We start from the raw sequence: 25,327 nt of genomic DNA on the forward strand, positions 1-25,327 counted from the left end.
AAGCTGAAGCACTTCCGGCGCATCGCCACCCGATACGACAAGCTTGCCAGGAACTTTCTTGCTGCCATCGCACTGGCGGCGTCACGCCTCTGGCTCAGGCATTATGAGTCCACTACCTAGGACCGGCGCGCGAGGAGCTCGCTTGAACCGCCCGGGCAAAAGCCCGTGCGGGAAGCGCGGCCCGGGGTTGGCGGATCGAAGGCCCAACGGGTCTCCGCCAGAACGCCGCGGTGGAGCGCCGCGCGGCGAGCGCGCTTTGCGTCACGGCGCGCGCCGCATCCTCGTGATGCGGACACGGATGGTGCGCCCCGCGGCGCTCCACCCCCCTCACCTTCGCGTGGGGGGCCTCCTGCCGCATCCCGGCCACACGGGCGCCGGGCAACGCGCCCCTGCGCGCTTTTCCCGCTCATCATCAAGGAGGCTTCAGTGACCAAGACCGGACCGAGCAAGACCGGACCGAGCAAGACCGGACCGAGCAAGACCGGACCGAGCAAGACCGGGCCGAGCAAGACAGAACGCAGCGCCGCCGGGCGTTATGCCCGGCACGACTGGCAGACACCCGAACAGCACGCCAAAGGGCTCGCGATCCGGAGGCAGCACGACGCCATGAGACTGCATCTGTGCCGTCTGTTCGAGACCTGGCGCAGTTGCGCCGTACCGCAATGCCGCCGCGAAGGCGATTGCACCGGCGACATGCATGCCTGCTTCCTGCGCGTCTGGTCCAACGTCGGGGAAGACGATCGGGCCTGGTTTCGCGCCTTCGTCACGGCGCGCTCCGGTCGTAACGACACGCAAGCCGCAGCAACAGCTGCCGAAGACGCCGTTGCCCGCGACCGGATGTTAAGCCCTCGCGCTGACGCGCCGGCGGCGCATGCGGAGACGCCCGCGCCGCCGCAGCCGGAAACTCAAACGCCCGTGGCCATGCCGCGGATCAGAGCGCTGTGAACGCAACGCCGCCGCGTGACGTCCGGTCACGCGGAATGGGCGCCATGTCCGTTGGCGGCGCGGGCGGCGCCGTCATAGGCCCAGGTCACATAGGCTGCGCCCCAGGTGAAGCCGCCGCCGAATGCGGCGAGGATCAGCCGGTCGCCGGTCTTCAGCTTGCTCTCGTAATCCCACAGGCAAAGCGGGATCGTCGCTGCGGTGGTGTTGCCGTATTTCTGGATCGTCATCATCACGCGATCCATCGGCATGCCCATGCGCTCGGCCGTGGATTCGATGATGCGCCGGTTGGCCTGATGCGGTACCAGCCACTGGATCATGTCGCCGCGCAGGTTGTTGCGGGACATGATCTCGCCGGCGACCTCCGCCATCTTGGCGATCGCGAATTTATAGACCGCGGCGCCTTCCTGATAGACATAATGCTGGCGCTTGGCGACGGTTTCGGCCGACGGCGGCAGACGGCTGCCGCCCGCCTTCTGATGCAGATGGATCATGCCCGATCCGTCGGAACAGATCAGCGTATCGAGGATGCCCTCGCCATTCGGACTCGGCTCGATCAGCACCGCGCCGGCGCCGTCTCCGAACAGCACGCAGGTCGCGCGGTCGGTATAGTCGATGATGGCCGACATCTTGTCGGCGCCGACCACGACCACTTTCTTGCACTGGCCGGTGGCGACAAATTGCGAGGCGATGGTGATGGCGTAGATGAAGCCCGAACAGGCGGCCTGCACGTCGAACGAGCCGACCGGTCCGATCCCGACCATGTCGGCAATCAGATTGGCGGTCGAGGGGAAAACGAAATCGGGCGTGGTGGTCGCGCAAATCAACAGATCGACGTCGGAGGGCTTGGTGCCGGTGCGCGCGAGCAGCCCCTTCACCGCCTCCGCACCCATATGGGAGGTGCCGAGCCCCTCGCCTTTCAGAATCCGCCGTTCCTGGATGCCGGTACGCTCGGTGATCCAGGCATCGGAGGTATCGACCAGCCGAGCCAGTTCGGCATTGCTCAGAACGTAGTCCGGAAGATACCCGCAAACGCCTGTTATCGCTGGTGTTTTTGGGTCGTGACCGTTTTTCATTGAGACTCGCCGATGACGGGGCGATAAAAATGAAGCGGCAAATTAGGCGGGAACGCGGCCGGATACCAGCGTTTATGGCGAGCCCTTCCGTTCAAGATTTGCCACGTTTGGCAACATCTTCCACGATTTCGGCCGCGCGCCGGGCGGGCTGCGCCACGCCGATTTCCATCACCTGGTCCAGCCGGGCAAAGGCTTCGACCTGCTTGCGCCGCGCGGGACTGTCGGTCAGCAGCGGCGTCAGCGCTGCCGCGAGCTTGTCCGGCGTGCAATCGTTCTGGATGAATTCGGGCACGACATTCTCGCCGAGCACGAGGTTGGTCAGGATGACCGACGGCACCCGGATCAGGCGGCGCGCAATCGCGACCTCCCAGGATGCCATCTTGTACGCGGTGACCATCGGAACGCCGGACACCCCGAGTTCGAGGGTCACCGTTCCGGATTTGGCGAGGGCGGCACGCGCCGCCCGAAACGCGGCCCGGCGATCCTCGCGCTTGACCACGATCTTCGGCCGCAAGGGCCAGCGCGCGGTTTCGCGGACCACGAGATCCTGCAGATGCGGCGTGGTCGGGATCACGATGTCGAGCGGCCAGACCGTCCTGGCGATGCGCTCGACCGTGCGGCCGAAGGGTTCGATCAGCCGCCGGATTTCGTTCTTGCGGCTGCCGGGCAGCACCAGGAGAAGCGGCGTGCCTTCGGTGCGCTGCGCCGCCTCCTGCGCATTCGGCCGCAATTCGTCGATCTGCTCGACCAGAGGATGGCCGACATATGTGCATGGCGGGCCTCCGAGTTTCTTGTGGACGTCGGGCTCGAACGGCAGCAGGGCCAGCACATGATCGATATAGCGGCTCATGGCGCGGGCGCGACCCGGCCGCCAGGCCCAGACCGAGGGCGAGACATAATTGACGATCGGAATCGTGCGGTTCTTCTTGCGCACGCGGCGCGCCACGCGATGGGTGAAGTCCGGCGAGTCGATGATCACCAGCACGTCCGGCTTTTCGTCGAGTGCGGCGCGCGCGGTCTGGCGGATGCGCGAAATTAGCTTCGGCAAGGCTTGGGTGATGCCGGCAAGGCCGACAATGGCGAGATCGTCGATGCGAAACAGCGACGGCAGACCTTGCGCCGCCATCTCGTAGCCGCCGACGCCGCGGAATGCGACCTGCGGGCCAAGTCTTGTTTTCAGCGCCTGCATCAGCGCTGCACCAAGACGGTCACCGGATTCTTCGGTCGCGACCAGAAAGACTTTCATGCGGCGCTGCCGGGTTCCGGAAAGCCGGCCACGAAGATTTTGGCCCGGTCGGCTTTCTGGACCACAATCTGCGGTTCGGCAACAATGGTGCCACCCGCAATGACGGCAAGCCCGGCGAGCCCGGCTGCTGCGACGCCGTCGACGGTGCGCGGTCCGATGGACGGCAGGTCGAAGCGGCGGTCCTGGCCGGGCTTCGGCGCTTTGACCAAGACGCCGGTCCCCAACGGAGCGCGGAACCGGTTGTTTTGCCGCAATTCGGCGACGCGCCGGAGCATTTCGTCGGTGCCTTCGGCGGCCTCGACCGCAATGACATGCCGGTTCGCCACCACCACGCCCTGCCCGATATCGAGCGGCCCGATGGTGCGCAGCACATCGAGGCCTTGGGCAATATCGGCGCGATCGGCAGCCGACGGCGCGACCCGGCCAAGCGGCCCCTCCGGCACCAGAATTTCCGGCGCCACCTCGTGCGCGCCGACCAGGCGGAAGCCATGGCCCTCGAGCAGACGCGCCATCCCGGTGAGCAGATGATTGTCGCCGCCGTAGAAATGCCGGATCGCGCCCGGCAGCGCCCGCAGCGTCGCGAGATCGAACTTCAGGAGCTGGCCGAAGCTGGGCCTGAGCACCGTGCCGATGAAAATCACGTCGCGGCAGCCCTCGCGTCGCGCCAGGCGCAGAAACCGGCCGAGCTGGGCGACATGCGCCCAATGATGCGGATAGTTCTTCACCCGTTCGGGGTCGGCCCAGCCGCGCAAGGCGAACAGCACGACCCCCCGTCCGCTGTTTACGAGCGCGTCGGCGACGGTGAACGGAAATGTGCCGCCGCCGCAGATGATGGCGACCGGACCTGCGTCCGCTGGCAGGCCCGGGGCAGTCATGACTCTCCGGCCGGGCTTCTTTCTCCGGACTGGCCGGACTTCCCGGCCTTCATCAGCGGGCGGGAGCCGCCGGCCTTGATGAAGGCGATGACCTTGGCGACCACGGGGTCGTGCGCGAAATTGCGCTCGACCGCTTCGACCCGCTCCTTGAAATGACCGCGCACCAGAAACAGCGCGCGATAGGCCTGACGCAGCCCGTGAATGTCGGCGCGCGAATAGCCACGCCGCCGCATGCCGACAACGTTGAGGCCGTCGAGCTCGCCGCGCTGGCCGATGGCGAAGCCGAACGGGATCACGTCGGCGCCAAGACCGGTCACCCCCGCGATCATCGCGCTTTCGCCGATCCGCACGAACTGATGGGCCGCCGAGTGTCCGCCCATGAACACATAATCCTCGACCACGACATGGCCGCCAAGCACCGCGTTGTTGGCGAGCGTGACGTGACTGCCGACCTTGCAGTCATGTCCGACATGCGAGCCGACCATGAAGGTGCAATGGTTGCCGACTTCGGTAACACCGCCGTCATCTTCGGTGCCGGTATTCATGGTCACGCTTTCGCGGATTTCGCAGTCCGAACCGATCACGAGACGAGTCGGTCCGCCGCGATACTTGACCGATTGCGGCGGTGTGCCGAGCGACGCGAACGGATAGATCACGGTTCGCTCGCCGACAGCCGTATGGCCGGAAAGCGACACATGACTGATCAGCCGGCATTGCTCGCCAACCACGACATTCGGCCCGATCACGCAATAGGGGCCGATCGAAGCGCCCTTTCCGATCACTGCACCGGGCGAGACATGCGCGGTCGGATGGATATTGGCGTCGTGCGTTTCAAGCATTGACGATCATGGCTCCGACTTCGGCTTCCGCCACCAGCGCGCCCTGGACTTTTGCCTCCGCACGGTACCACCACATCATGCGCTTTCTGGCAATTTTCGTGACATGATATTCGATGGTGTCGCCCGGAACGACCTGCTTGCGGAATTTCGCCTTGTCGATGGTGAGGAAGAACACGCTCTTTGTGGCGTTTCCGGCCTCCCCCGAACAAATGCAGAGCACGCCCGCGGTTTGCGCCATACCCTCGATCATCAACACGCCCGGAAAAACCGGGTTGTCCGGAAAGTGCCCCATAAACTGCGGTTCGTTGGCTGTCACGTTCTTGATGCCGATGGCGAACTCGTCGGCGCGCATGCCTGTGACCCGATCCACCATCAGAAACGGATAGCGATGCGGCAACGCTTTCAGAATGCGCGCGATGTCTGCGCTTCCCAGCGTACCCGTTTCCTCGTTCATGAACGTCCGCTCTCGCCTTCTGCTTTGTTCTTCTTGCCGTCGCGGCGCACCAGCCGCTCCAGCGCTGCGATTTCGCGCAGCCATTGCCGCGCTGGCCGCGCGGGGATGCCGCCGAAGCGCCCGCCCGGCGGGATATCGACATTCACCGCACTGAAGCCTGCAATCTGGGAACCTTCACCCACGGTGACATGGTTATTGATGGTCGTGCAACCGCCGATCGCGACGAAGTCCTCCAAGGTCACACTGCCGGCCAGGGCAACATGCGAGACGATGACGCAATGACGGCCGATGCTGACATTGTGACCAATCTGAACGAGGTTGTCGATTTTGGTTCCCTCACCGATCACGGTATCGCGGATTGCGCCGCGATCGATCGCCGTTCCTGCGCCGATTTCGACGTCGTTCTGAATAATCACACGGCCGACCTGCGGCACCTTCTGATGCCCGCGCGGGCTCATGAGATAACCGAACCCGTCCTGTCCGATGCGGCAGCCCGGATGCAGAATGACGCGATCTCCGATCAGCGTATGCATGATCGAGCAATGCGCTCCGATGCTGCAGTCCCGCCCGATCCGCACCTCTGCGCCGATCACCGCGCCTGCGCCGATGACGCTGCCTGCGCCGATCTCGGCGCGCGGGCCGATCAGGGCGCCGGGCTCCACGGTGACATCGTCCTCAAGCCGAGCCTTGGGATGGATCGAAGCGCCCGGAGTGATGCCGTCCGCCTCAAACAGCGACGAGGGACGCATCGCGTCCGGATAGAGCTTTCGCACGGCCGCGACGAAACCGCGATAGGGTTCCTTGGCGATCAGCAACAGCAGACCGGGAGGCGCGTCGGAGGCGAAGCGCTCGCTGATCAGGCAGGCCCCGGCGTGCGTTGACTTCAGACCTTCGGCATAGGTCAGGTTCTCGAAGAAGGTCAGATCGCGCGGGCCGGCGCGGTCGAGCGGAGCAACGTTGGTAATCCGGCGCTCAGCCAGTGCCGGGTCAGACAAGGTCGCGTCGGCGAGCGCGGCGATCTCTCCCACGGTCATGCCACCGCTTCGTCTGAAGAAGATCGGTTCAGTCATCCGCCGGCTCGTCACATCCTACTGGCGGCGTCCGGACGACCGGAGCTGTGCCGATCAGAACCTCGTCCCGCCGCCGAAGCGGAATTCCTGGACGATGTCGTAACTCTCTTTGGTGAGCGGGATCGCATAGTCGAAGCGCAGCGGTCCGAACGGAGACTCCCACACGATGCCGGCGCCGACAGAGGTCCGAATCAGTTTGGAATCCTCGAACCTCATCACCTCGCCGGAGGCGCTCGTCGGACCTCGGTAGTTCCAGACCGAACCAGCGTCGGCAAAGATCGAACCGCGGATACCGATATCCTTCGGGATGAAGTGCAGCGGAATGAACAGCTCAAGGCTGGCGGCCCAGAAATTGGCGCCCCCGATGGCGTCCTGCGTCGTCCAGGGCGTCACGTCGCGCGGACCGAAGCCGTTCTGCCGGAAGCCGCGCACCAGATTGGGGCCGCCCTGGAACAGGTCGTTGAAGCGCAAATCGTTACCGTTCCACGGCGTGACATTGCCGGCCTGCACACGAAGCAGCGCGACATAGTCCGGGAACACTTCATGGTAGAATCGCGCATCGCCCGAGGAACGCAAGAAGTTCACGTCGCCGCCGAGCCCGGCCAGTTCCTGCTTGAGCTCGGCCCGAATACCGCCCGTCGGGTTACGATTGTTGTCCAGCGTGTTGTAGATCAGGCTGTAACCCGCCATGGAGGTGAGCTGCGCGCCCTGATTGAAGCTCAGGCGTACCGGCAGCGACGGGACGACGGAGACGTCGCCGCACCCGGCTGGCTTGTTGCTCGGATCCCACGGCACGGTTGCGAAACAGGACGAATATCCGTCCTGGAGTTTGACCTCCTGCGAGAACAACGAATAGCGCAATTGCAGCGCCAGATCCTCGCGCAGCTCAAAGCCGAGCCGCACGGCGCCGCCGATCGTTTTGGTGTCGTAGGAGGTGTATTGCTGCTTGTCGGTTTCCTTGGCAAAGAAATCGAGGCCAAGGGCCATCCGATAGTCAAGGAAGTACGGCTCCATGAACGACAATTCGAAGCCGCGCGCACGCTGACCGTACTGGAGCGCGGCGCGCACCGCCTGACCGCGGCCGAGCAGGTTCCGTTCGCCGATCGACACTTCGCCGAGCCAGCCGTCCTGGGTCGAATAGCCGCCCGAGATCGAGAATTCGCCGGTCGACTGTTCTTCGACCTCGACATTGAGGACGACGCGATCTGGTGAAGTGCCAGGCTCGTTGGTGATCTTCACCGACTTGAAGTAGTTCAGATTCTTCAGGCGGCGCTCGGCGCGCTCGACCAGGGCGCGATTGTAGGCATCGCCTTCCGCCAGATCGAATTCGCGCCGGATCACCCAATCGCGCGTGCGGGTATTGCCGCGAATCTGGATGCGCTCGATATAGGCGCGCGGCCCTTCCTCGACCGTAAAGACCACGTTGATCAGCCGGTTTTCGAAGTCGCGATCGCCGCGCGGGCGGACCACGGCGAATGGATAGCCGCGGCGCGCGACGTCGATCGAAATCGCCTCGACCGATTTTTCGACCGCTTCGGCGTTATAGACGTTGCCCGAACGGGCCGTCAGCTTGTCCCTGACCGAAGCGGCATCGACCGCGCGGACATTCGACTGAATGTCCACCGCTCCGAATTTGTATTGATCGCCCTCCTCGATCGTGAAGGTAACGATGAACGCCGCCTGCTGCGGGTCGTACTCGCTCACCGCCGAAACGATGCGAACATCGGCAAAGCCGTGCTTCAGGTAAAAGCGGCGCAACAGGTCACGGTCCGCCTCGATCCGGTCCGGATCGTAGACATCGCTCGACTTCAAGAAGCTGAGAAGATTGGATTCGGTGGTCCGGATGACATCCTTGAGCCGGAAATCCGAATAATACCGGTTGCCGACGAAACGGATGGACTTGACCGCGGTCTTGCGGCCTTCGTTGATCTCGAAGACGAGATCGACCCGATTGTTCGGAAGCTCGATGACCTTCGGCACGACCCGGACGTCGTAGCGCCCATTGCGGCGATATTGCTCGATGATCCGCTGCGTATCCGACTGCACGATCGGACGCGACAGCGTTCCGCGTACCTTCGACTGGATTTCGGCCAGCAACTGTTCGTCCTTGGCCTTGACGTTGCCTTCAAAGGCGATGCGGTTGATGACCGGGTTCTCGACCACGGTCACGATCAACCGTCCGCCGGCCTGGCGGATGCGGATATCCTGAAACAGTCCGGTGGCGTAGAGGCCCTTTAGGCCTTCGTCGATGCTGGCGGCGTTCAGGCCGCCTTTGAAGTAGGACCGGATCGTGTCGGCCTCGACCCGCCGATTCCCTTCCACCACGATACTGCCTGCGGATTGGGCAAAAGCGGAACCCGCCGGCACCGCGATGACGGTGACGCCAAAAACCATTCCTGCAAGAAGAAAGGCAGCCAGCCTAACCCCCCGCGACACTCGGGTACCGATTCCCATTCCCACGCGCTTTAATCCCACCCCTTTGACGGCCAGAATCGTAAACAAGTGTCTAACACTGCTTCTGTTTTACAGCCTCAAGCCATCGGCGCAAACGAAACCGTCCCGATCCACCACGAACCTTCCGTACGTTGCCTCATCGCCACACGATTTCCCCATCAAGCGGTGTCAGGATGAGGCAAGGTGAATGATGTCGTTAAACGTTGCAAAAATCATCAACATTAGCACCAGTGCCAATCCGATCCGGAACCCCATTTCCTGGGCCCGTTCCGACAGCGGTTTGCCCCGGATCGCCTCGATCGCGTAGAACAAAAGGTGACCGCCATCAAGCAGCGGAACCGGAAACAGATTGAGGAGACCAATCGAGACCGACAGGATCGCCGAGAGGTTCATCAGTGCCACGAAGCCGACGGTCGCCACCTGACCCGAAACCTGCGCGATCCGGATCGGGCCCCCGAGCTGGTCGGCGGCCTCGCGACCGGAGACGACGCCGCCCAGGTACGACAGCGTGCGCTCGATGACGAACCAGGTCTCGCCGACGCCCATCCCCAGCGCCGGAAGGACCGAGACCGTCTCAAGCTGCGCATCGTTGGGCGCCATCGAGCGGCTGATCCCGAGGACTCCCACCCGGTGAGTATTGCCGAAATTGTCCTTGATCTCGCGCAGCGTCGGCGTTGCCTTCAGCTCCAGGCGGGTGCCGCCGCGGTCGACCGTGACCGAAAGTTCCTGGCCGGCATTGGTCGAGACCACCCGCTGCATCTCGGCGAAGGTCTGGATCGGGCGGCCGTTGATGGCCACAACCACATCGCCCGGCTGAAAACCGGCGGCGGCGGCGGCACTGTCGGGCTGGATGCCATCGACCCGCGCCGAGGTCGAGGGTTTGCCATAAAATACGAAAATCGACGCGAAAATCAGGATCGCCAGCAGAAAGTTGGCGAATGGGCCGGCGGCGACGATTGCTGCGCGTTTGCCGACGCTCTGGTGGTGAAAGCTCTGGCGGCGCTCCGCCGCGGTCATGGTGGCGATGCCGGCGTGATTGGGCGTGCTGGCTGCGTCCTCGTCGCCGAAGAACTTGACATAGCCGCCAAGCGGGATCGCCGAAATCTTCCAGCGCGTGCCGTGGCGATCGTTAAACCCGAGGATTTCCGGGCCGAAGCCCACGGAAAACACCAGAACCCGCACCCCGCACCAGCGGGCGACCAGGAAATGCCCAAGCTCGTGGAAAAACACCACGATGGTCAGCACGAACAGAAACGGCAGCAGCGCACCGGTAACGCCGCCGCCCCAAAGGCTGAAATTCTCGAACAACCCCATGGATTCTCTCTATCCCGATAATGTCGGCAATTTAGTGAAGCCGGACGGTTACGGAGTCCTTCAGCGTGCTCGCCAGCGTGCGGGCCTCCCGATCGACGGCCAGAGCCTCCTCCACGCTCTCCGGTTCGCCAACCAGTCCCTGACGCGCAGCAGCTTCGAGCGTTGCGTCCACGAGCGCCGGAATGGCGGCAAAACCGAGGCGGCCGTCCAGAAACTCGGCAACTGCGATCTCATTGGCCGCATTGAGAACGGTCGGCGCGGCTCCGCCCTCCTCCAGCGCGCTGCGGGCAAGGCCCAGGGCGGGAAACCGCGCCAGATCCGGCGCCTCGAAGGTCAGGCTTGCCATTTCCTCCAGGCGCAATGGACGCGCGGGCGCCTCCATACGGTCGGGCCAGGCAAGGCAATGCGATATCGGGATACGCATATCGGGCGCACCGAGCTGGGCGATGAAAGAGCCGTCCTTGAACTCGACGATGCCGTGGACGATCGATTGCGGGTGGACGAATACGTCGATATCCCGCGCCGGCATCTGGAACAGATGATGTGCCTCAATCAGTTCCAGACCCTTATTCATCAGGGTTGCGGAATCGATCGTGACCTTCGCGCCCATGGACCAGTTCGGATGTTTGAGCGCCTGTTCGGGGGTCGCGTTGCGCACCGCGTCCGCGTTCCAGGTCCGGAACGGACCGCCCGACGCAGTGAGGATCAGGCGGCGCACGTCCTCCCGACGTCCCGCGGCCATCGCCTGAAAGAGCGCATTATGTTCCGAATCGACCGGCAGGATGGTGGCGGACCGTGCCGCCGCGCGCCGCATGAATAATCCACCTGCGCAAACCAGGCATTCCTTGTTGGCGACCGCCACTGTCGCACCACGCTCGATGGCGGCCATTGTTGGCGCCAGGCCCGCGGCGCCACTGATCGAGGCAACCACCATGTCGGCCGGCCGCGATGCCGCCTCGATCACCGCGTCGGCTCCCGCCGCCGGTGTGATCTGCGATCCACCTAGCGCATCCTTAAGAGCTGCGTAGGATGCGGGATCGGCAACCGCCGCAAACCGCGCTCCGAGCGAGATTGCGGCCTTGGCCAGCGCCTCTGCATTGCGTTGCGCCGCCAGCGCCTCGACCCTGTAGCGGTCGCGCTGGCGCATCAACAGATCGAAGGTGCTCGCGCCGATCGAACCTGTGGCACCCAGGACGCTGACGCTGCGCTGCGCTGCGCCGGACTGCGCGACGGGAGAAAGCACTGCCATCAAAGCCTACCAGATCAGAAGCCCGGCGGCTGGGTTGTCCAGGCCGCCGCGGGCTACACCGATGATTGCGGCTGCCGCAACCGCGAAAATGAAACCGTCGAGCCGATCCATGACCCCGCCGTGACCGGGGATCAAGGCGCTTGCGTCTTTCACTTCGAAACTGCGCTTCAGTCCGGATTCGAAGAGATCGCCGAGCTGGGAGAAAACGGATAGAACCGCAGCGACCACGCCGATCATGACCGGATTACCGATCGAAAACAGCCCGGCAATTCCGATCGCCGCGGCAATTGCAAGCAGGAGTCCTGCCACGGCGCCAGACCACGTTTTTTTCGGACTGACCGACGGCGCAAGCTTAGGCCCGCCAATCGCCCGGCCGGCGAAAAACGCGGCGACATCCGTGCTCCAGACGATCGCAAAAAGAAATACGATCGCGGCGAATCCATACGCGACATCACTGCGCAGGATAAGCGCGGCGAGCAGCAAAGACGAGGCATAGATCACGCCGATGGCAGCCGGTGCCGCACGCTTACCGGCCGTCACGATGCCCGCAAGCACGCCCAGCGCGACGATCATGAGTGCGATCGAGAGTTGCCCGGTTTCGAACAGAATGCCTTGCAGCATCAGCGCGCACACACCGGTTGCAAGCACCACATTGCGTCCGGAGGGCTCGACAAGACCGATCCATTCCCACCACACGGCAATGGCGGCAATGCCCCAGAACACCGTGAACGGCCAGCCACCGATCCACGCCGCCGCGATCGCCAATGGTGCGAGCACCGCCGCTGATGCGACCCGCAGCCAAAGATTGCGCGACGACGGCGTGGACGTCGTATCGGTCAGCGGTATCGATTGCTTGCCGCCATTCATCGTTACGTCCCGGCGGCAGCCAATCCGCCAAAACGGCGCTCGCGGCGCGCATATTCGGAGATCGCCTGCTCCAGTGTGGTGCGGTCGAAGTCGGGCCAGAAGGTTGGCATGAATACGAGTTCGCTATAGGCCGATTGCCACAGCAAAAAATTCGACAACCTCTGCTCGCCGCTGGTTCGGATGATGAGGTCGGGATCGGGCAGATCGGGCGCGTCCATGAATTCGGACAGCTTATCGGCCGAAATATCGGCGGGCGACAGGCCCCGGGAGACGACCGCCTCGGCGATACGCTGCGCCGCCCTCGCGATTTCCTGCCGCGCGCCGTAATTGAAAGCCACAACAAGAGTCATGCCGCTGTTGTTGCGGGTCAGCTCTTCCGCCTCTTCGAGCAACCCTCGCACGTCGTCCGAGAGCGTTTCCCGATCACCAATCACGCGCACCCTGACATTGTTGCGGTTGAGCTCGGACAAGTCCTTGCGGATAAACAGACGCAGCAATCCGAGAAGATCGCGGATCTCCGATTGCGGCCGCGACCAGTTTTCCGAGCTGAATGCGAAGATCGTCAGAATGCCGATGCCGATTTCACCCGCTGCGCGGACCGTACGGCGCAGCGCTTCGACCCCGCGCCGATGCCCTTCCCCACGCGGCAGTCCGCGGGCTGCAGCCCAGCGCCCGTTGCCATCCATGATGATGGCAACGTGGCGGGGCACCTCAAAACCCGAAGTGCCGTCGAATGAAACTTTTGCCATCGACATGGTTTTCAAGTCCGCAAAATCCCGCGGTTGCGTCAGACCGTGAGGATTTCCTTTTCCTTGTTGGCAAGCATCTGATCGATGTCGTGAATGGCCTGGTCGGTAGCCTTCTGGATGTCGTTGGCGTGCCGCTCCTGTTCGTCCTTCGATATCTGATGATCTTTTTCGAGCTTCTTGACGACGTCGATGCCGTCGCGCCGCACATGGCGTACCGCCACGCGTGCCGCCTCGGCATATTTATGCGCAACCTTCACAAGTTCCTTGCGGCGTTCTTCGTTTAACTCCGGTATGCGCAGGCGGATGACCTGCCCTTCGGTCTGCGGGTTAAGCCCGAGATTGGCCGCCGTAATCGCCTTCTCGACGGCATGGACCATGGTCTTGTCCCAGACCTGCACGCTGAGCAAGCGCGGCTCGGGAACGCTGACCGTGGCAAGCTGAGACAACGGCATGTGGGTGCCGTAAGCGTCGACCTGGACCGGCTCCAGCAGGCTTGCATTGGCGCGTCCGGTGCGCAGGCCGGACAGTTCTTGCTTGAGCACGCCGATGGCGCCCTGCATCCGGCGCTTCAAGTCGTTAAGGTCGTGGGTTGTCGCTGCCATCTTGATCTGATCTCTCGCCACGCTCGGTGTTGGACGGCGGACCGGCTGACCGGCGCCGGAAGGCTGTTCCGCGGGGCCGAATCTGCTCCGGCCTAGCCGGCAACGATGGTCGCGCGTCCCTGCCCGCGCAAGACGGCTTCGATCGCTCCCGGCTCGCGGATCGAAAAAACAATGATAGGCATAGCATTTTCGCGGGCAAGCGCGAACGCGGTGCTATCCATGATCTTCAGATTTCGCTCGAGGGCCTCGCCCGGGCTCAGCCGGTCGTATCGCCTGGCGGATTTGTCCCGCTTAGGGTCGGCATCATAGACGCCGTCGACATTCGTGGCCTTCAGGACGGCCTCACAGTCGAGTTCGGCCGCTCGCAGCACCGCCGTTGTATCGGTTGTAAAATAAGGGTTTCCGGTGCCGCCTGCGAGCACCACAACCCGGCCTTCATTCAGCAGTTCGATGGCCCGGCGGCGTGAAAAGTGATCGCACACGGTTGGCATTGGCACCGCCGACAGGGTCGCGGCGGCGGCACCGTGGCGCTCGATCGCTGCCTCCAGCACCAGGCTGTTCATGACCGTGGCGAGCATGCCCATGGTGTCGCCGGTCGGGCGCGACACCCCGCGATTGGAGACCTCCACGCCGCGGAAGATATTGCCGCCGCCAACCACAAGCGCGATCGCAACACCCAGCCGGCGGCAGGCGGCAATATCGGCGGCGATTGCCTCGACGATGGCCTGATCGACGCCGAAACCGGCCGGACCCGCGAGGGCTTCGCCTGACAGCTTGACGACCACACGTTCATAGACCGGTTGGGCCATGATGCGATCGTCCTTGCGTGGCCGGGCTCAGCTCTTACCGGCGGCAGCGGCGACCTCGGCAGCGAAGTCGCTCTCCTGCTTCTCGATTCCCTCGCCGATCTTGTATCGGACGAAGCCGGTGACCTTGATCGGACCGCCGACCTTGGCTTCGGCGTCCTTCAGCGCCTGCGCAACGCTCTTCTTGTCGTCATGGACATAGGGTTGATCGAGCAGGCAGACTTCCTTGTAATAGCTCTTGAGCCCGGACTCGACGATCTTGGCGATCACGTTGTCGGGCTTGCCCGACGCCTTGGCCTTGTCGGCAAGCACGCCCTTCTCGCGTTCGATCACCTCGGCCGCAAGACCGGACGAATCCACCGCGAGCGGTGCAGCAGCAGCGATATGCATCGCGACCAGGCGCCCGAGGGCGGCAAGCTCCTCGACGTTGCCCGGGGATTCGAGCGCGACCAATACGCCGATCTTGCCCAAGCCCTCGGAAATCGAGTTGTGCATATAGGTGCCGACGACGCCCTGACCGACCGATAGAGAGGCTGCGCGGCGCAGCGTCATGTTTTCGCCGATGGTGGCGACAGCCGAGGCGATCGCCTCCTGCACGGTCTTGTTACCGGCCTTGGCCGCGCGCACAGCCTCTGCATCGCCGCCGGTGGACAGCGCAACATCGGCAATCAGCTTGACGAGGCCCTGGAAGTGATCGTTGCGGGCGACGAAATCAGTCTCCGCGTTGACCTCAACGACCGCGCCCTTTCCGGGCGCGGTGCTGATGCCGATCAGCCCCTCCGCAGCGACGCGGTCGGCTTTCTTCGCAGCTTTCGACAAACCCTTCTTGCGCAGCCAATCGACGGCCGCCTCCAGGTCGCCCTTGGTTTCGGTCAGCGCGGCCTTGCAATCCATCATGCCCGCGCCGGTCTGTTCGCGCAGGTCCTTTACGAGCGCCGCCGTGATTTCTGCCATGTCCTCGATCCAGCGTTAGGTCCTGTTGCGGCGCGGCCAAACAGAAGGCCGCGCCCGTTTTGCGTTACTCCGCCTCGGCGGTGAATTCCTTGGCCTTTGCAACCCACTGGTCGGCACGGCCCGGAAGCTTCACCTCTTCGCCCAGGCGGTGCGCCTGTTCGTGAGTGAGCGGAGCGAGCTGCCAATAGTGGAAGATACCGAGATCGTTGAGCTGCTTCTCGATCGAACCGGACACGCCGGGCAGCTTCTTGAGATCGTCGGCGACGCCGCGCGGTCCGGGCAAAGGCTCGAAGCCCATTTCGTTGCCGGCTGGAAGGTCTTCCATAACCGGCTCTGCGGCCGCACCGATATCGATACCGCGCTCGCCCTGGGAGCGGCTGATTCCATCAATCGCCGCCCGTGCGACGAGATCGCAATAGAGCGAAATCGCACGGCTGGCATCGTCGTTGCCGGGGACGGCATAGGTGATGCCGTTCGGATCGCAATTGGTATCGACGATCGCTGCGACCGGAATATTGAGCCGCTGCGCTTCCTTGATCGCGATGTCTTCCTTGTTGGTATCGATCACGAACAGCATGTCGGGCAGACCGCCCATGTCCTTGATGCCGCCGAGCGAACGATCGAGCTTGTCGCGCTCGCGCTGCAGATCGAGGCGTTCTTTCTTCGTGTAGCCTTGGGCCTCGTTCGAGGCGAGCATTTCCTCAAGCTTGCGCAGGCGCTGGATCGATCCGGAAATCGTCTTCCAGTTGGTGAGCGTGCCGCCAAGCCAGCGCGAATTGACATAATACTGCGCGCACTTCTTCGCGGCCTCGGCGATGCCATCCTGCGCCTGGCGCTTGGTGCCGACAAACAGGATACGGCCGCCCTTCGCGACGGTGTCGGACACCGCCTGCAGCGCCTGATGCAGCATCGGCACGGTCTGGGCGAGATCGATGATGTGGATATTGTTGCGGACGCCGAAGATATAATTTCCCATCTTCGGGTTCCAGCGGTGGGCCTGATGGCCGAAGTGAACGCCAGCTTCCAAAAGCTGACGCATGCTGAAATCGGGCAGCGCCATAAGTCTTCTCCGGTTTGTCCGCTGCGGATGATGTGAACAGCCGGCCACCTGGCCCGACCGCCACCGGAAGGCCCGGCCCAATCCCCTTGAAGGGATGGCAAAGCCCAGCTCCGCGTGTGAGATGGGCGGCCATATAGCGGCCCGCTCCCGAAAAGGCAAGGAAAAGGGCGCAGCCGGCACCGCTCGCGGGGCCCGCGATAGACTGGGAGCCCCTACCCGGCCTCGACCGACACCACGCCCGGGACCGCCTTGATGGCACCCGCAATCTGCGGCGAGACCTTGTACCGGCCAGGCAGCTTCACCTCGACCTCGCCGCCATCCGACAGCATCAGAACGAAATGCACCTCGCCGTCGCCCTTTGGTTCGAGCCGGTTGGTGATGAGGTCGAGGGGAGCCGGGTCGCGCAGGAAAATCTGCAAGCTCTTCTGGACCTTCTCAGCGGCCTGGTCGAGGCGCTCGACGGTCTGGATGCGGGCGCGCACGTCCTCGCCCTGGGCCTCCGCAGTCAGGAACAGAAGCACTGCATTTCCGGGTTCGAGAAGATCGCGGTACTGGTGCAACCCTTCCTGGAACAGCACCGCCTCATATTGCCCGCTCGGATCGGACAGGCCGATGATGCCCATCTTGCTGCCTGTCTTGGTGCGCCGTTCCGTGCGCGAGACCACGGTCGCGGCGGTGCGGCCGGCGCTCGCTCCGGCGCGGACCGACTTGGTAAACTCCATCCAGTTCATAACCTGCATGCGTTTCAGCGCCTTGGCGTAATCGTCGAGCGGATGGCCGGTGAGGAAGAAGCCGATCGCCTCGTATTCCCGCTGCAGGCGTTCCGCGGGCACCCAGGGATCGGCGTTCGGCAAACGCAGCGGTTCGCGATGCGCAGGGCCGCCAAACAACTCGTTCTGGCCGGACTCGGCGGCATCGTGGCAGCGTTGCGCTTCCGCCAGCATGGCTTCGACAGAGGCATGCACGCGCGCGCGATTTGAATCGAGCCCGTCAAACGCTCCGGCCGCGGCGAGGCTTTCCAGCACACGCTTGTTGATCGCCTTCGGGTTGATGCGCGAGGCGAAGTCGCTCAGGTCGCGGAACGGGCGATTACCGCGCGCGGCCACGATCTGATCGACCGCCTGGCCGCCGACGCCCTTCACTGCCGCGAGAGAATAGAAGATCGTGTTGCCTTCGACCTCGAAGGCGCGCCCCGAGCGGTTGATGGAAGGAGGCTCGAGCTTGATTCCGAGCCGCTCGGCTTCGTTGCGGAATTCGGCGAGCTTGTCGGTATTGCCCATGTCGAGCGTCATCGAGGCCGCCAGAAACTCGACCGGATAATTCGCCTTCATATAGGCGGTCTGGTAGGCGACCAGCGCATAGGCCGCCGCGTGGCTCTTGTTGAAGCCATACTCGGCGAAGCGCTCCAGCAGATCGAAGATCGCATCGGCCTGCGATTTCTGCACGCCGCGTTCGACCGCGCCTTTCACGAATCCCTCGCGCTGCGCCTGCATCTCGCTGCGGATCTTCTTGCCCATCGCGCGGCGCAGCAGATCGGCCTGTCCGAGCGAATAGCCGGCGAGCAGCTGCGCGGCCTGCATCACCTGTTCCTGATAGACGATGACGCCGAAGGTCTCCTTCAGCACCTCCTCGAGCTTCGGATGGATATAGTCCGGCTCTTCCTCGCCATGCTTGCGCGCGCAATAGGTCGGGATATTCGCCATCGGCCCCGGCCGGTAGAGCGCGACCAGCGCAATAATATCCTCGAACCGGTCCGGCTTCATGTCGAGCAGCGCGCGGCGCATGCCCGCACTTTCCAGCTGGAAGATGCCGACGGCTTCCGCCCTTCCCAGCAATTTATACGTGTTCTGATCATCAAGCGGGATCGCCGACAGATCGATGTCAATGCTCCGCCGTTTGAGAAGATCAACCGCTGTCTTGAGCACGGTCAGCGTCTTCAGCCCGAGAAAATCGAACTTCACCAGGCCCGCCGGCTCGACCCATTTCATGTTGAACTGGGTGACCGGCATGTCCGACTTCGGATCGCGATAGAGCGGCACCAGCTCGGCCAGCGGGCGGTCGCCGATCACGATGCCGGCGGCATGGGTCGAGGCGTGGCGCGTCAGTCCTTCGAGCTTTCGCGCGATATCGAAGGCGCGGCGCACGGTCGGATTGGCGTCGCGTTCAGCCTGCAGCTTCGGCTCGTCCTCGATGGCGCGCGAAAGCGTCACCGGATTCGCAGGGTTCTGCGGCACGAGCTTACAGAGCTTGTCGACCTGGCCGTACGGCATTTCCAGCACGCGGCCGACGTCGCGCAGCACGCCCCGTGCCTGAAGCGTTCCGAAGGTGATGATCTGGGCGACCTGGTCGCGGCCATAGCGCTCCTGCACGTAGCGGATCACCTCGTCGCGGCGGTCCTGACAGAAATCGATATCGAAATCCGGCATCGACACACGTTCCGGATTGAGAAATCGCTCAAACAGAAGTCCGAACCGGATCGGATCCAGATCGGTGATGGTGAGCGCGTAGGCGACCAGCGAGCCTGCCCCCGAACCCCGGCCGGGCCCGACAGGAATGTCGTGCTGCTTCGCCCACTGGATAAAGTCCGCAACGATCAGGAAATAGCCCGGATATTTCATGCGCTCGATGACATCGAGCTCGAAGGCGAGCCGTGCATCGTATTCCTCGCGCTTCACATTGGGAGCGAGGCCATGCGCGGCGATGCGGCGCTCCAGCCCGTCCTGCGCGCGCTTGCGCAGCTCTGCGCCCTCATCGGCCTCGCCCGAGGTGAATCGCGGCAGGATCGGCTTCGACGTTTTCGGGCGATAGGCGCAGCGCTGCGCGATCTCCACCGTGTTGGCGATCGCTTCGGGCAAGTCCGAAAACAGCGCCGCCATCTCCTTGCGGCTCTTGAAATAATGCTGCGGCGTGAGCTGGCGCCGGTCGGTCTCGGCGAGCAGCCGCCCTTCCGCGATGCAGATCAGCGCGTCGTGCGACTCGTAATCGTCGGGGGTTGCAAAAAACGGCTCGTTGGTCGCGACCAGCGGCAAAGACTGCGCATAGGCAATGTCGATGAGATGCGTCTCGGTGGCACGCTCTTCCGGCAAATCGTGACGCTGCAGCTCGACATAGAGACGGTCGCCGAACAGGCCGCGCAACACGCGCGCGCGTGCCTGAGCAAGGTCGAGTTGGCCTGCACGGATGGCCTGGTCCAGTGCGCCGGTCGGACCGCCGGTGAGCGCAACAAGGCCGTCCGCGGCCTCTTCGAGCCATGCGATCGGGAGATGCGGCGGTTCGTTGGAAGGTGACTCGAGAAACGCACGCGACGACAGCTTCATCAGGCGGCGATAGCCGTCTTCGCGCGCGGCCAGCAGCACGACGCGAGGGAGCGTCCTGTTATGCGCCGGATTGCGCGGATCGCGCGGCTGGTCGGCAAAGTCCACCGAAAAGCAACAGCCGACGATCGGCTGGATCCCCGACGACGCGAGCTTCTCGGAAAATTCCAGCGCACCGAACATGTTGTCGGTATCTGTCAAGGCCAGAGCCGGCTGCCGATCAGCCTTGGCGAGTTCGGCAAGCTTGCCGATCTTCAGCGCGCCCTCGAGCAGGGAATAGGAAGAGTGCACATGCAGGTGCACGAAGGGTGCATCCGACACCGGAAACCTCGCGAATCTGACCGGACGGCGCCGATGGTGGGGATGCCTGCCAGCCAAGTCCACTGCCAATCCCGTCGCGCACCCCTGCGCGCCCGTTTTCCCCAGGGCGGCACCGTGGTTGGCGAACACCGCACCGGACCGCAACGCCATCGCCCGAGACGCCGGCCGGAACGGGAAGCAGCGGGGCCCACATCAACGCAAACGCAACCTCAACGATGCGAACCCTGCCGAAACCGCGTCCTTTTCTCCCGCGGACGCAACCTACGCACCACGCAACCGAACGCCACGCTTAGGTTTCAAATTCCGCCGAGCACCTGAGCCCAGATCGCAATCATTCCGAGAAACAGCGACAATGAGGCCAGTGCGGCGGCCTCCTCCACAACGGCGCGAAACATGACGGCTCCCCTGCCTCAATCACCACCCATCAAGAACGGATAGAGAACGTAGTTCTCTTTTTGTTCCATGTCAAGCGGGACTCAAACAGGCACGCGGTTCATGCCGATGCGCTTGTGAAACGTTTGCGGCAAGGAGCCGGCACCGCTTCCCTCACTCCAGCTCGACCACAACTCCGTCGCGGATCGTCACCCGGCGGTCCATGCGGCGCGCCAGATCGAGATTGTGGGTCGCAATGATCGCCGCAAGACCGGATGCGCTGACGAGTTGACGGAGCGTGTCAAACACATGGTCGGCGGTGTGCGGATCGAGATTTCCGGTGGGTTCGTCGGCGAGGAGAATGCGCGGCGCGTTGGCGACCGCCCGCGCGATTGCGACGCGCTGCTGTTCGCCGCCGGACAATTCGGCCGGCCGGTGATCTAGCCGCGCCTTCAATCCGAGATAGGCAAGCAATTCGCTCGCCCGCTTGCGCGCCTCCACCCGCGACAAGCCACGGATCATCTGTGGCAGCATCACATTCTCTACCGCCGAGAATTCCGGCAGCAGGTGATGGGCCTGATAGACGAAGCCCATCTCGACGCGGCGGATCTGGGTCCGCTCCGCGTCCGATAGTCCCGCCGTCGGCCTGCCGTCGACATAGACCTCGCCGCCGTCCGGATGCTCAAGCAGCCCTGCGATGTGCAGAAGCGTCGACTTGCCCGCTCCCGACGGCGCGATCAGTGCGATCGACTGGCCGAGCCAGCAGCCAAGCTCGGCGCCGCGCAGGATCGTCAGTTCGGTCTCGCCCTGGTGATAACGGCGCTGCACGCCGTTGAGATAGAGCACCGGCGCGGCCGACCTCGCATCCGCAGTTTGCTGATCCGCCATGACATGTTCATTCATAGCGCAACGCCTCGACCGGATCGAGCCGCGCCGCCCGCCACGAGGGATAAAGCGTCGCCGCAAGCGACATGGCAAGCGCAATCACGATGACCGCCGTCGTCTCCCCGGCATCGATCTCCGCCGGCAGACGTGACAGGAAATAGAGCTCTGGTGCAAAGACTTCACGCGCGGTCAGCCAGGAGACGAACTGACGCAGCGATTCGATATTGGTGCAGACGATCACGCCAACGAGGAAGCCAAGCGTAGTCCCCACCACCCCGATCGACGCGCCGGTGATGAGAAACACCCGCATGATTGCGCCCTGCGTCGCGCCCATGGTTCGAAGGATGGCGATGTCGCGGCCTTTGTCCTTCACCAGCATGAACAGGCCGGAGATGATGTTGAGCACGGCAACCAGCACGATCAGCGACAGGATCAGCGCCATCACATTGCGCTCGACCTGCAGCGCATTGAAGAAGGTCGCATTGCGTTGCGTCCAGTCGGTGATGAAAATCGGACGATCGGCGGCCTTGGTGAGCAGCGCGCGGTATTCGCGGTAGCGGTCAGGGGAGTCGGTATAAATCTCGATGGCGGTCACATCGCCCGCGCGGTTGAAATAGGCCTGCGATTCTGCAAGCGGCATGTAGACGAAATTGGAATCGTATTCCGACATGCCGATTTCGTAGACGGCGGCGATCTTGTAGGTCTTGATGCGCGGCGTCGTGCCCATCGGCGTCACCGCGCCGCGCGGCGCAACAAGTGTGGCACTGTCGCCGGCGCGGACCGACAGTGCATCGGCCAGTCGGCGCCCGATAATGATCCCCTGACCTTCGTCGAAGCCTTCGAGCGTGCCCTGTTTCAGATTCGTTGAGATTGATGCTTGCTTATCGATATCGGCGGCGCGCATGCCGCGTACGCCGACGCCGGTGGAATGGAAGGGGGAGGAAATCAGCGCCTGCCCGTCAACCATGGGCGCGGCGAGCCGGACCCCCGGCACGCCGCTCAATCGCTCGGCCAGTTCGCGCCAGTCGGTGAGCGGCGATTCAAGGGGCTGCACCAAGAGATGCCCGTTCATTCCGAGTATCTTGTCGAGCAGTTCCTTGCGGAAGCCATTCATCACCGCCATGACGATGATCAGCGTCGCCACACCGAGCATGATGCCGAGAAACGAGATGGCGGCGATAACCGAGATGAATCCTTCCTTGCGCCGCGCCCGCAGATAGCGCAGCGACAACATCCACTCGAAGGGTGCAAAGGGCCGCGTGGCGACAGGTTCGCTCATCTAAACTCCCGAATCTGGCAATTTCATCAGATTCTGGCCAATTCAAGCCACCACCGATTACCGATTATCCGGCCGCACACACAATTTCCTTCGCTGCGGCGCGATCCGTCGCAGACCGCTGCCAGAAACATCAGCCGAGCCTGTTCAGAACCTCGTCCGGGCTCAGCATTTCGCGGCTCCCATCGGCCCGGCGCTTCACCTCGATCTGGCCCGCCGCAAGGCCCTTCGGCCCGACCACGACCTGCCAGGGAATTCCGACCAGGTCCGTGCTGGCAAATTTGGAACCGGGCCGCTCATCGAGATCATGATACAGCGTGTCCACACCGCGCGCCTGCAGTCCGGAATAGAGTTTTTCGCACGCTGCATCGGTGGCCGCATCGCCCTGCTTCAGATTGAGGATGGCAACCCGGAACGGTGCAACGCTCTCCGGCCAGATGATACCCGCGTCGTCATGAGAGGCCTCGATAATGGCGGCGACGAGCCGTGAGGGCCCGATCCCGTAAGAGCCCATATGGACCGGACGCTCGCTGCCGTCCGGACCGGCCACCACCGCCTTCATCGGCTCGGAATATTTCGTGCCAAAATAGAAAATGTGCCCGACCTCGATGCCGCGGGCCGACACCCGCGCGGCTTCGGGCAACGCCGCGAAGGCCGACTGATCGTGCATTTCGGAGGTCGCGGCATACAGCGAGGTCCAGCGTTCGACCGTGGATTGCAGACCCGCGACATCGTCAAAATCCACATCCTCGCCGGGCACCGCGAAATCCAGATAATCGCGGTGGCAGAACACCTCGCTCTCGCCGGTTGAAGCGAGAATGATGAATTCGTGGCTCAGATTGCCGCCGATCGGGCCGGTCTCGGCCACCATCGGGATGGCCTTCAGCCCCATCCGGGCGAAGGTGCGCAGGTACGCGACAAACATCTTGTTGTAGGAATGCCGGGCGCCAGCCTGGTCGAGATCGAAGGAATAGGCGTCCTTCATGAGGAATTCCCGCCCCCGCATCAGGCCGAAGCGTGGCCGCACCTCATCGCGGAACTTCCACTGGATGTGATAGAGGTTCAAAGGCAGGTCGCGATACGACCGCACATAGGCGCGGAAGATGTCGGTGATCATCTCCTCGTTGGTTGGACCGTAGAGTATCTCGCGCTCGTGCCGGTCCTTGATGCGCAGCATCTCCTTGCCGTAAGCGTCATATCGGCCGCTCTCCCGCCAAAGCTCCGCGGACTGGATGGTCGGCATCAGCAGTTCGATCGCGCCGGAGCGGTTCTGCTCCTCGCGGACGATCCGGCAGATTTTGTCGAGCACGCGCAGCCCCAGCGGCAGAAAGGCATAAATGCCCGCGGCTTCCTGTCGCATCATGCCGGCGCGGAGCATCAGCCGATGCGATACAATCTCGGCCTCTTTTGGCGTTTCGCGCAGGATCGGCAGGAAATACCGCGACAGTCGCATTGGGTTCTTTCGGGAATCGGCTGGTTTGAGGGCCGGAGAAGAGCCACAGAAACCGGATTGCGCCTGAAAAGACAAGGCGGGCTCATGGCGTGGGCCGGATATTGATGTTCTTCGAAAGTCTTGCCGCGCGTCACAAAAATGCTATAGCTGACCGTCTTCGCGTTGGGCGGTGGCTGCCCAACCGGTCCAAGTCTTGGGAGGATCGCGAGCGCAAAATGCGCCGCTGACGCTTCACAATCACCGATAAAATGTACGCCGGAAGCGTTTTGCATTGATTTTGAGCAGGGCCTGGTCCCTGCTCTTTTTCGTATCAGATTGGCCGCTTTATGCGAATGATCGTCCAGTTTCTGTCAATTCTGAGCCCTGCACGCGACGTTCTCGCTTCCGCCTTAATCGGCCGGCGCAGATCAGGAAATGGATGGCGGACGTGGCAGACCGGGAATGTCATCGAGCCCGATCAGCCGGTATGAATAAACCACATAGAGACCCGCGAATACGATCGCCGAAACAATGGTGGTCCACATAAGCTTCTGAACGATGCGCGGAAAAACGGGAGCCCCGGGATCGGTCCCCGGTGTGGTCTCGGCCTCGTGCTGAGAGCGCACCCCAAATGGCAGAACCGCGAACAGCGTGATCCACCAGATCAGGAAATAGATCGCGATGCCGGTGGTCCAGGTCATGGACGATGCCTCGCGCCTGTCCGTCCTGAGGCGTCCGGAAATCGTTCGGACATCGCGCTAGGCCTGCTCAAGCTCGACCAGGGTGCCGCAGAAATCCTTCGGATGCAGAAACAGCACCGGCTTGCCATGGGCGCCGATCTTCGGCTCCCCATCGCCGAGAACGCGGGCGCCCTGGGCCTTGAGGGTGTCGCGGGCAGCGATAATATCGTCCACCTCATAGCAAATATGGTGGATGCCCCCGTCCGGATTTCGGTCGAGGAACTTGGCAATCGGCGAATCCGCTCCGAGCGGTTCGAGCAGCTCGACCTTGGTATTCGGCAGCGTGATGAACACGGTGGTGACGCCGTGGGCGTGCTGCGGAACCGGCTCCGAAACCTCCGCACCCAGCGTCGTGCGATAAATCTCCGACGCCTTCGCGATATCGCGAACGGCAATCGCTACATGGTTCAGTCGTCCGATCATCGAAGCA

General features: G+C 63.2%; 22 protein-coding genes and 1 pseudogene. 2 read left to right on the top strand and 21 right to left on the bottom strand.

What is annotated here, in order from left to right; all coding sequences use genetic code 11:
• Both ACK41X_RS05990 and ACK41X_RS05995 read left to right on the top strand, forming a co-directional pair.
• A pseudogene (locus ACK41X_RS05990) lies at window positions 1–120 on the top strand (IS5/IS1182 family transposase); the annotation flags it as partial.
• A 306-nt stretch (window positions 121–426) separates the two neighbouring features.
• On the top strand, window positions 427–945 hold the full coding sequence (locus ACK41X_RS05995; RefSeq protein WP_409720270.1) for a hypothetical protein: 519 nt from the start codon (window positions 427–429) through the stop codon (window positions 943–945).
• Between the two features lie 26 nt (window positions 946–971).
• Here the strand turns inward: ACK41X_RS05995 and ACK41X_RS06000 are convergent, their stop codons facing one another.
• From ACK41X_RS06000 to mce, 21 genes are all read right to left on the bottom strand, one after another.
• Window positions 972–2,018 (bottom strand): beta-ketoacyl-ACP synthase III, encoded by a 1,047-nt coding sequence (locus ACK41X_RS06000; RefSeq protein WP_409720272.1) that lies wholly within the window; start codon window positions 2,016–2,018, stop codon window positions 972–974.
• A 91-nt stretch (window positions 2,019–2,109) separates the two neighbouring features.
• Complete coding sequence (gene lpxB / locus ACK41X_RS06005) at window positions 2,110–3,264, bottom strand: lipid-A-disaccharide synthase (protein WP_409720274.1); 1,155 nt, start codon at window positions 3,262–3,264, stop codon at window positions 2,110–2,112.
• Window positions 3,261–4,139, bottom strand: a complete 879-nt coding sequence (locus ACK41X_RS06010; protein WP_409720276.1) for an LpxI family protein — start codon at window positions 4,137–4,139, stop codon at window positions 3,261–3,263. Before ACK41X_RS06010 ends, lpxB begins: the two co-directional genes overlap by 4 nt.
• Window positions 4,136–4,978: an acyl-ACP--UDP-N-acetylglucosamine O-acyltransferase gene (gene lpxA / locus ACK41X_RS06015; protein ID WP_409720278.1), complete on the bottom strand. Its 843-nt coding sequence runs from the start codon at window positions 4,976–4,978 to the stop codon at window positions 4,136–4,138. Before lpxA ends, ACK41X_RS06010 begins: the two co-directional genes overlap by 4 nt.
• Window positions 4,971–5,432, bottom strand: coding sequence for a 3-hydroxyacyl-ACP dehydratase FabZ (fabZ, locus tag ACK41X_RS06020; RefSeq protein WP_409720280.1), 462 nt, complete (start codon window positions 5,430–5,432; stop codon window positions 4,971–4,973). Before fabZ ends, lpxA begins: the two co-directional genes overlap by 8 nt.
• Window positions 5,429–6,502, bottom strand: a complete 1,074-nt coding sequence (gene lpxD / locus ACK41X_RS06025; RefSeq protein ID WP_409720282.1) for a UDP-3-O-(3-hydroxymyristoyl)glucosamine N-acyltransferase — start codon at window positions 6,500–6,502, stop codon at window positions 5,429–5,431. The genes fabZ and lpxD overlap by 4 nt, the downstream gene beginning before the upstream one ends.
• Window positions 6,503–6,556: 54 nt before the next feature.
• Window positions 6,557–8,956 carry an outer membrane protein assembly factor BamA gene (gene bamA / locus ACK41X_RS06030; protein WP_409720284.1) on the bottom strand — a complete coding sequence of 800 codons (2,400 nt, stop codon included), beginning with the start codon at window positions 8,954–8,956 and terminating at the stop codon, window positions 6,557–6,559.
• Between the two features lie 168 nt (window positions 8,957–9,124).
• Window positions 9,125–10,270, bottom strand: a complete 1,146-nt coding sequence (gene rseP / locus ACK41X_RS06035) for an RIP metalloprotease RseP (protein ID WP_409720286.1) — start codon at window positions 10,268–10,270, stop codon at window positions 9,125–9,127.
• Between the two features lie 31 nt (window positions 10,271–10,301).
• Window positions 10,302–11,522 carry a 1-deoxy-D-xylulose-5-phosphate reductoisomerase gene (gene dxr, locus ACK41X_RS06040; RefSeq protein WP_409720288.1) on the bottom strand — a complete coding sequence of 407 codons (1,221 nt, stop codon included), beginning with the start codon at window positions 11,520–11,522 and terminating at the stop codon, window positions 10,302–10,304.
• A gap of 3 nt (window positions 11,523–11,525) precedes the next feature.
• Window positions 11,526–12,386, bottom strand: coding sequence for a phosphatidate cytidylyltransferase (locus ACK41X_RS06045; protein ID WP_409720290.1), 861 nt, complete (start codon window positions 12,384–12,386; stop codon window positions 11,526–11,528).
• A gap of 2 nt (window positions 12,387–12,388) precedes the next feature.
• Window positions 12,389–13,135: an isoprenyl transferase gene (locus ACK41X_RS06050; protein ID WP_409720292.1), complete on the bottom strand. Its 747-nt coding sequence runs from the start codon at window positions 13,133–13,135 to the stop codon at window positions 12,389–12,391.
• 38 nt (window positions 13,136–13,173) lie between these two features.
• Entirely contained in the window at window positions 13,174–13,737 is a 564-nt protein-coding gene (frr, locus tag ACK41X_RS06055) for a ribosome recycling factor (protein WP_409720294.1), read from the bottom strand.
• A 92-nt stretch (window positions 13,738–13,829) separates the two neighbouring features.
• Window positions 13,830–14,546 carry a UMP kinase gene (gene pyrH / locus ACK41X_RS06060; RefSeq protein ID WP_409720296.1) on the bottom strand — a complete coding sequence of 239 codons (717 nt, stop codon included), beginning with the start codon at window positions 14,544–14,546 and terminating at the stop codon, window positions 13,830–13,832.
• Between the two features lie 27 nt (window positions 14,547–14,573).
• Complete coding sequence (tsf, locus tag ACK41X_RS06065) at window positions 14,574–15,497, bottom strand: translation elongation factor Ts (protein WP_409720298.1); 924 nt, start codon at window positions 15,495–15,497, stop codon at window positions 14,574–14,576.
• Between the two features lie 64 nt (window positions 15,498–15,561).
• Window positions 15,562–16,557 (bottom strand): 30S ribosomal protein S2, encoded by a 996-nt coding sequence (locus ACK41X_RS06070; RefSeq protein ID WP_409720300.1) that lies wholly within the window; start codon window positions 16,555–16,557, stop codon window positions 15,562–15,564.
• Between the two features lie 212 nt (window positions 16,558–16,769).
• Window positions 16,770–20,192 (bottom strand): DNA polymerase III subunit alpha, encoded by a 3,423-nt coding sequence (gene dnaE / locus ACK41X_RS06075; RefSeq protein WP_409720302.1) that lies wholly within the window; start codon window positions 20,190–20,192, stop codon window positions 16,770–16,772.
• Window positions 20,193–20,738: 546 nt separating this feature from the next.
• Window positions 20,739–21,452 (bottom strand): ABC transporter ATP-binding protein, encoded by a 714-nt coding sequence (locus ACK41X_RS06080; RefSeq protein WP_409720304.1) that lies wholly within the window; start codon window positions 21,450–21,452, stop codon window positions 20,739–20,741.
• Window positions 21,453–21,459: 7 nt separating this feature from the next.
• On the bottom strand, window positions 21,460–22,728 hold the full coding sequence (locus ACK41X_RS06085; RefSeq protein ID WP_409720305.1) for a lipoprotein-releasing ABC transporter permease subunit: 1,269 nt from the start codon (window positions 22,726–22,728) through the stop codon (window positions 21,460–21,462).
• 130 nt (window positions 22,729–22,858) lie between these two features.
• On the bottom strand, window positions 22,859–24,178 hold the full coding sequence (proS, locus tag ACK41X_RS06090; RefSeq protein ID WP_409720307.1) for a proline--tRNA ligase: 1,320 nt from the start codon (window positions 24,176–24,178) through the stop codon (window positions 22,859–22,861).
• A 407-nt stretch (window positions 24,179–24,585) separates the two neighbouring features.
• Complete coding sequence (locus ACK41X_RS06095; protein ID WP_409720309.1) at window positions 24,586–24,858, bottom strand: DUF1467 family protein; 273 nt, start codon at window positions 24,856–24,858, stop codon at window positions 24,586–24,588.
• A 57-nt stretch (window positions 24,859–24,915) separates the two neighbouring features.
• Window positions 24,916–25,320: a methylmalonyl-CoA epimerase gene (mce, locus tag ACK41X_RS06100; protein WP_409720311.1), complete on the bottom strand. Its 405-nt coding sequence runs from the start codon at window positions 25,318–25,320 to the stop codon at window positions 24,916–24,918.
• Window positions 25,321–25,327 lie beyond the last annotated feature (7 nt).

The organism is Pseudorhodoplanes sp., assembly GCF_046289595.1.
Taxonomy (GTDB): Bacteria; Pseudomonadota; Alphaproteobacteria; order Rhizobiales; family Xanthobacteraceae; genus Pseudorhodoplanes.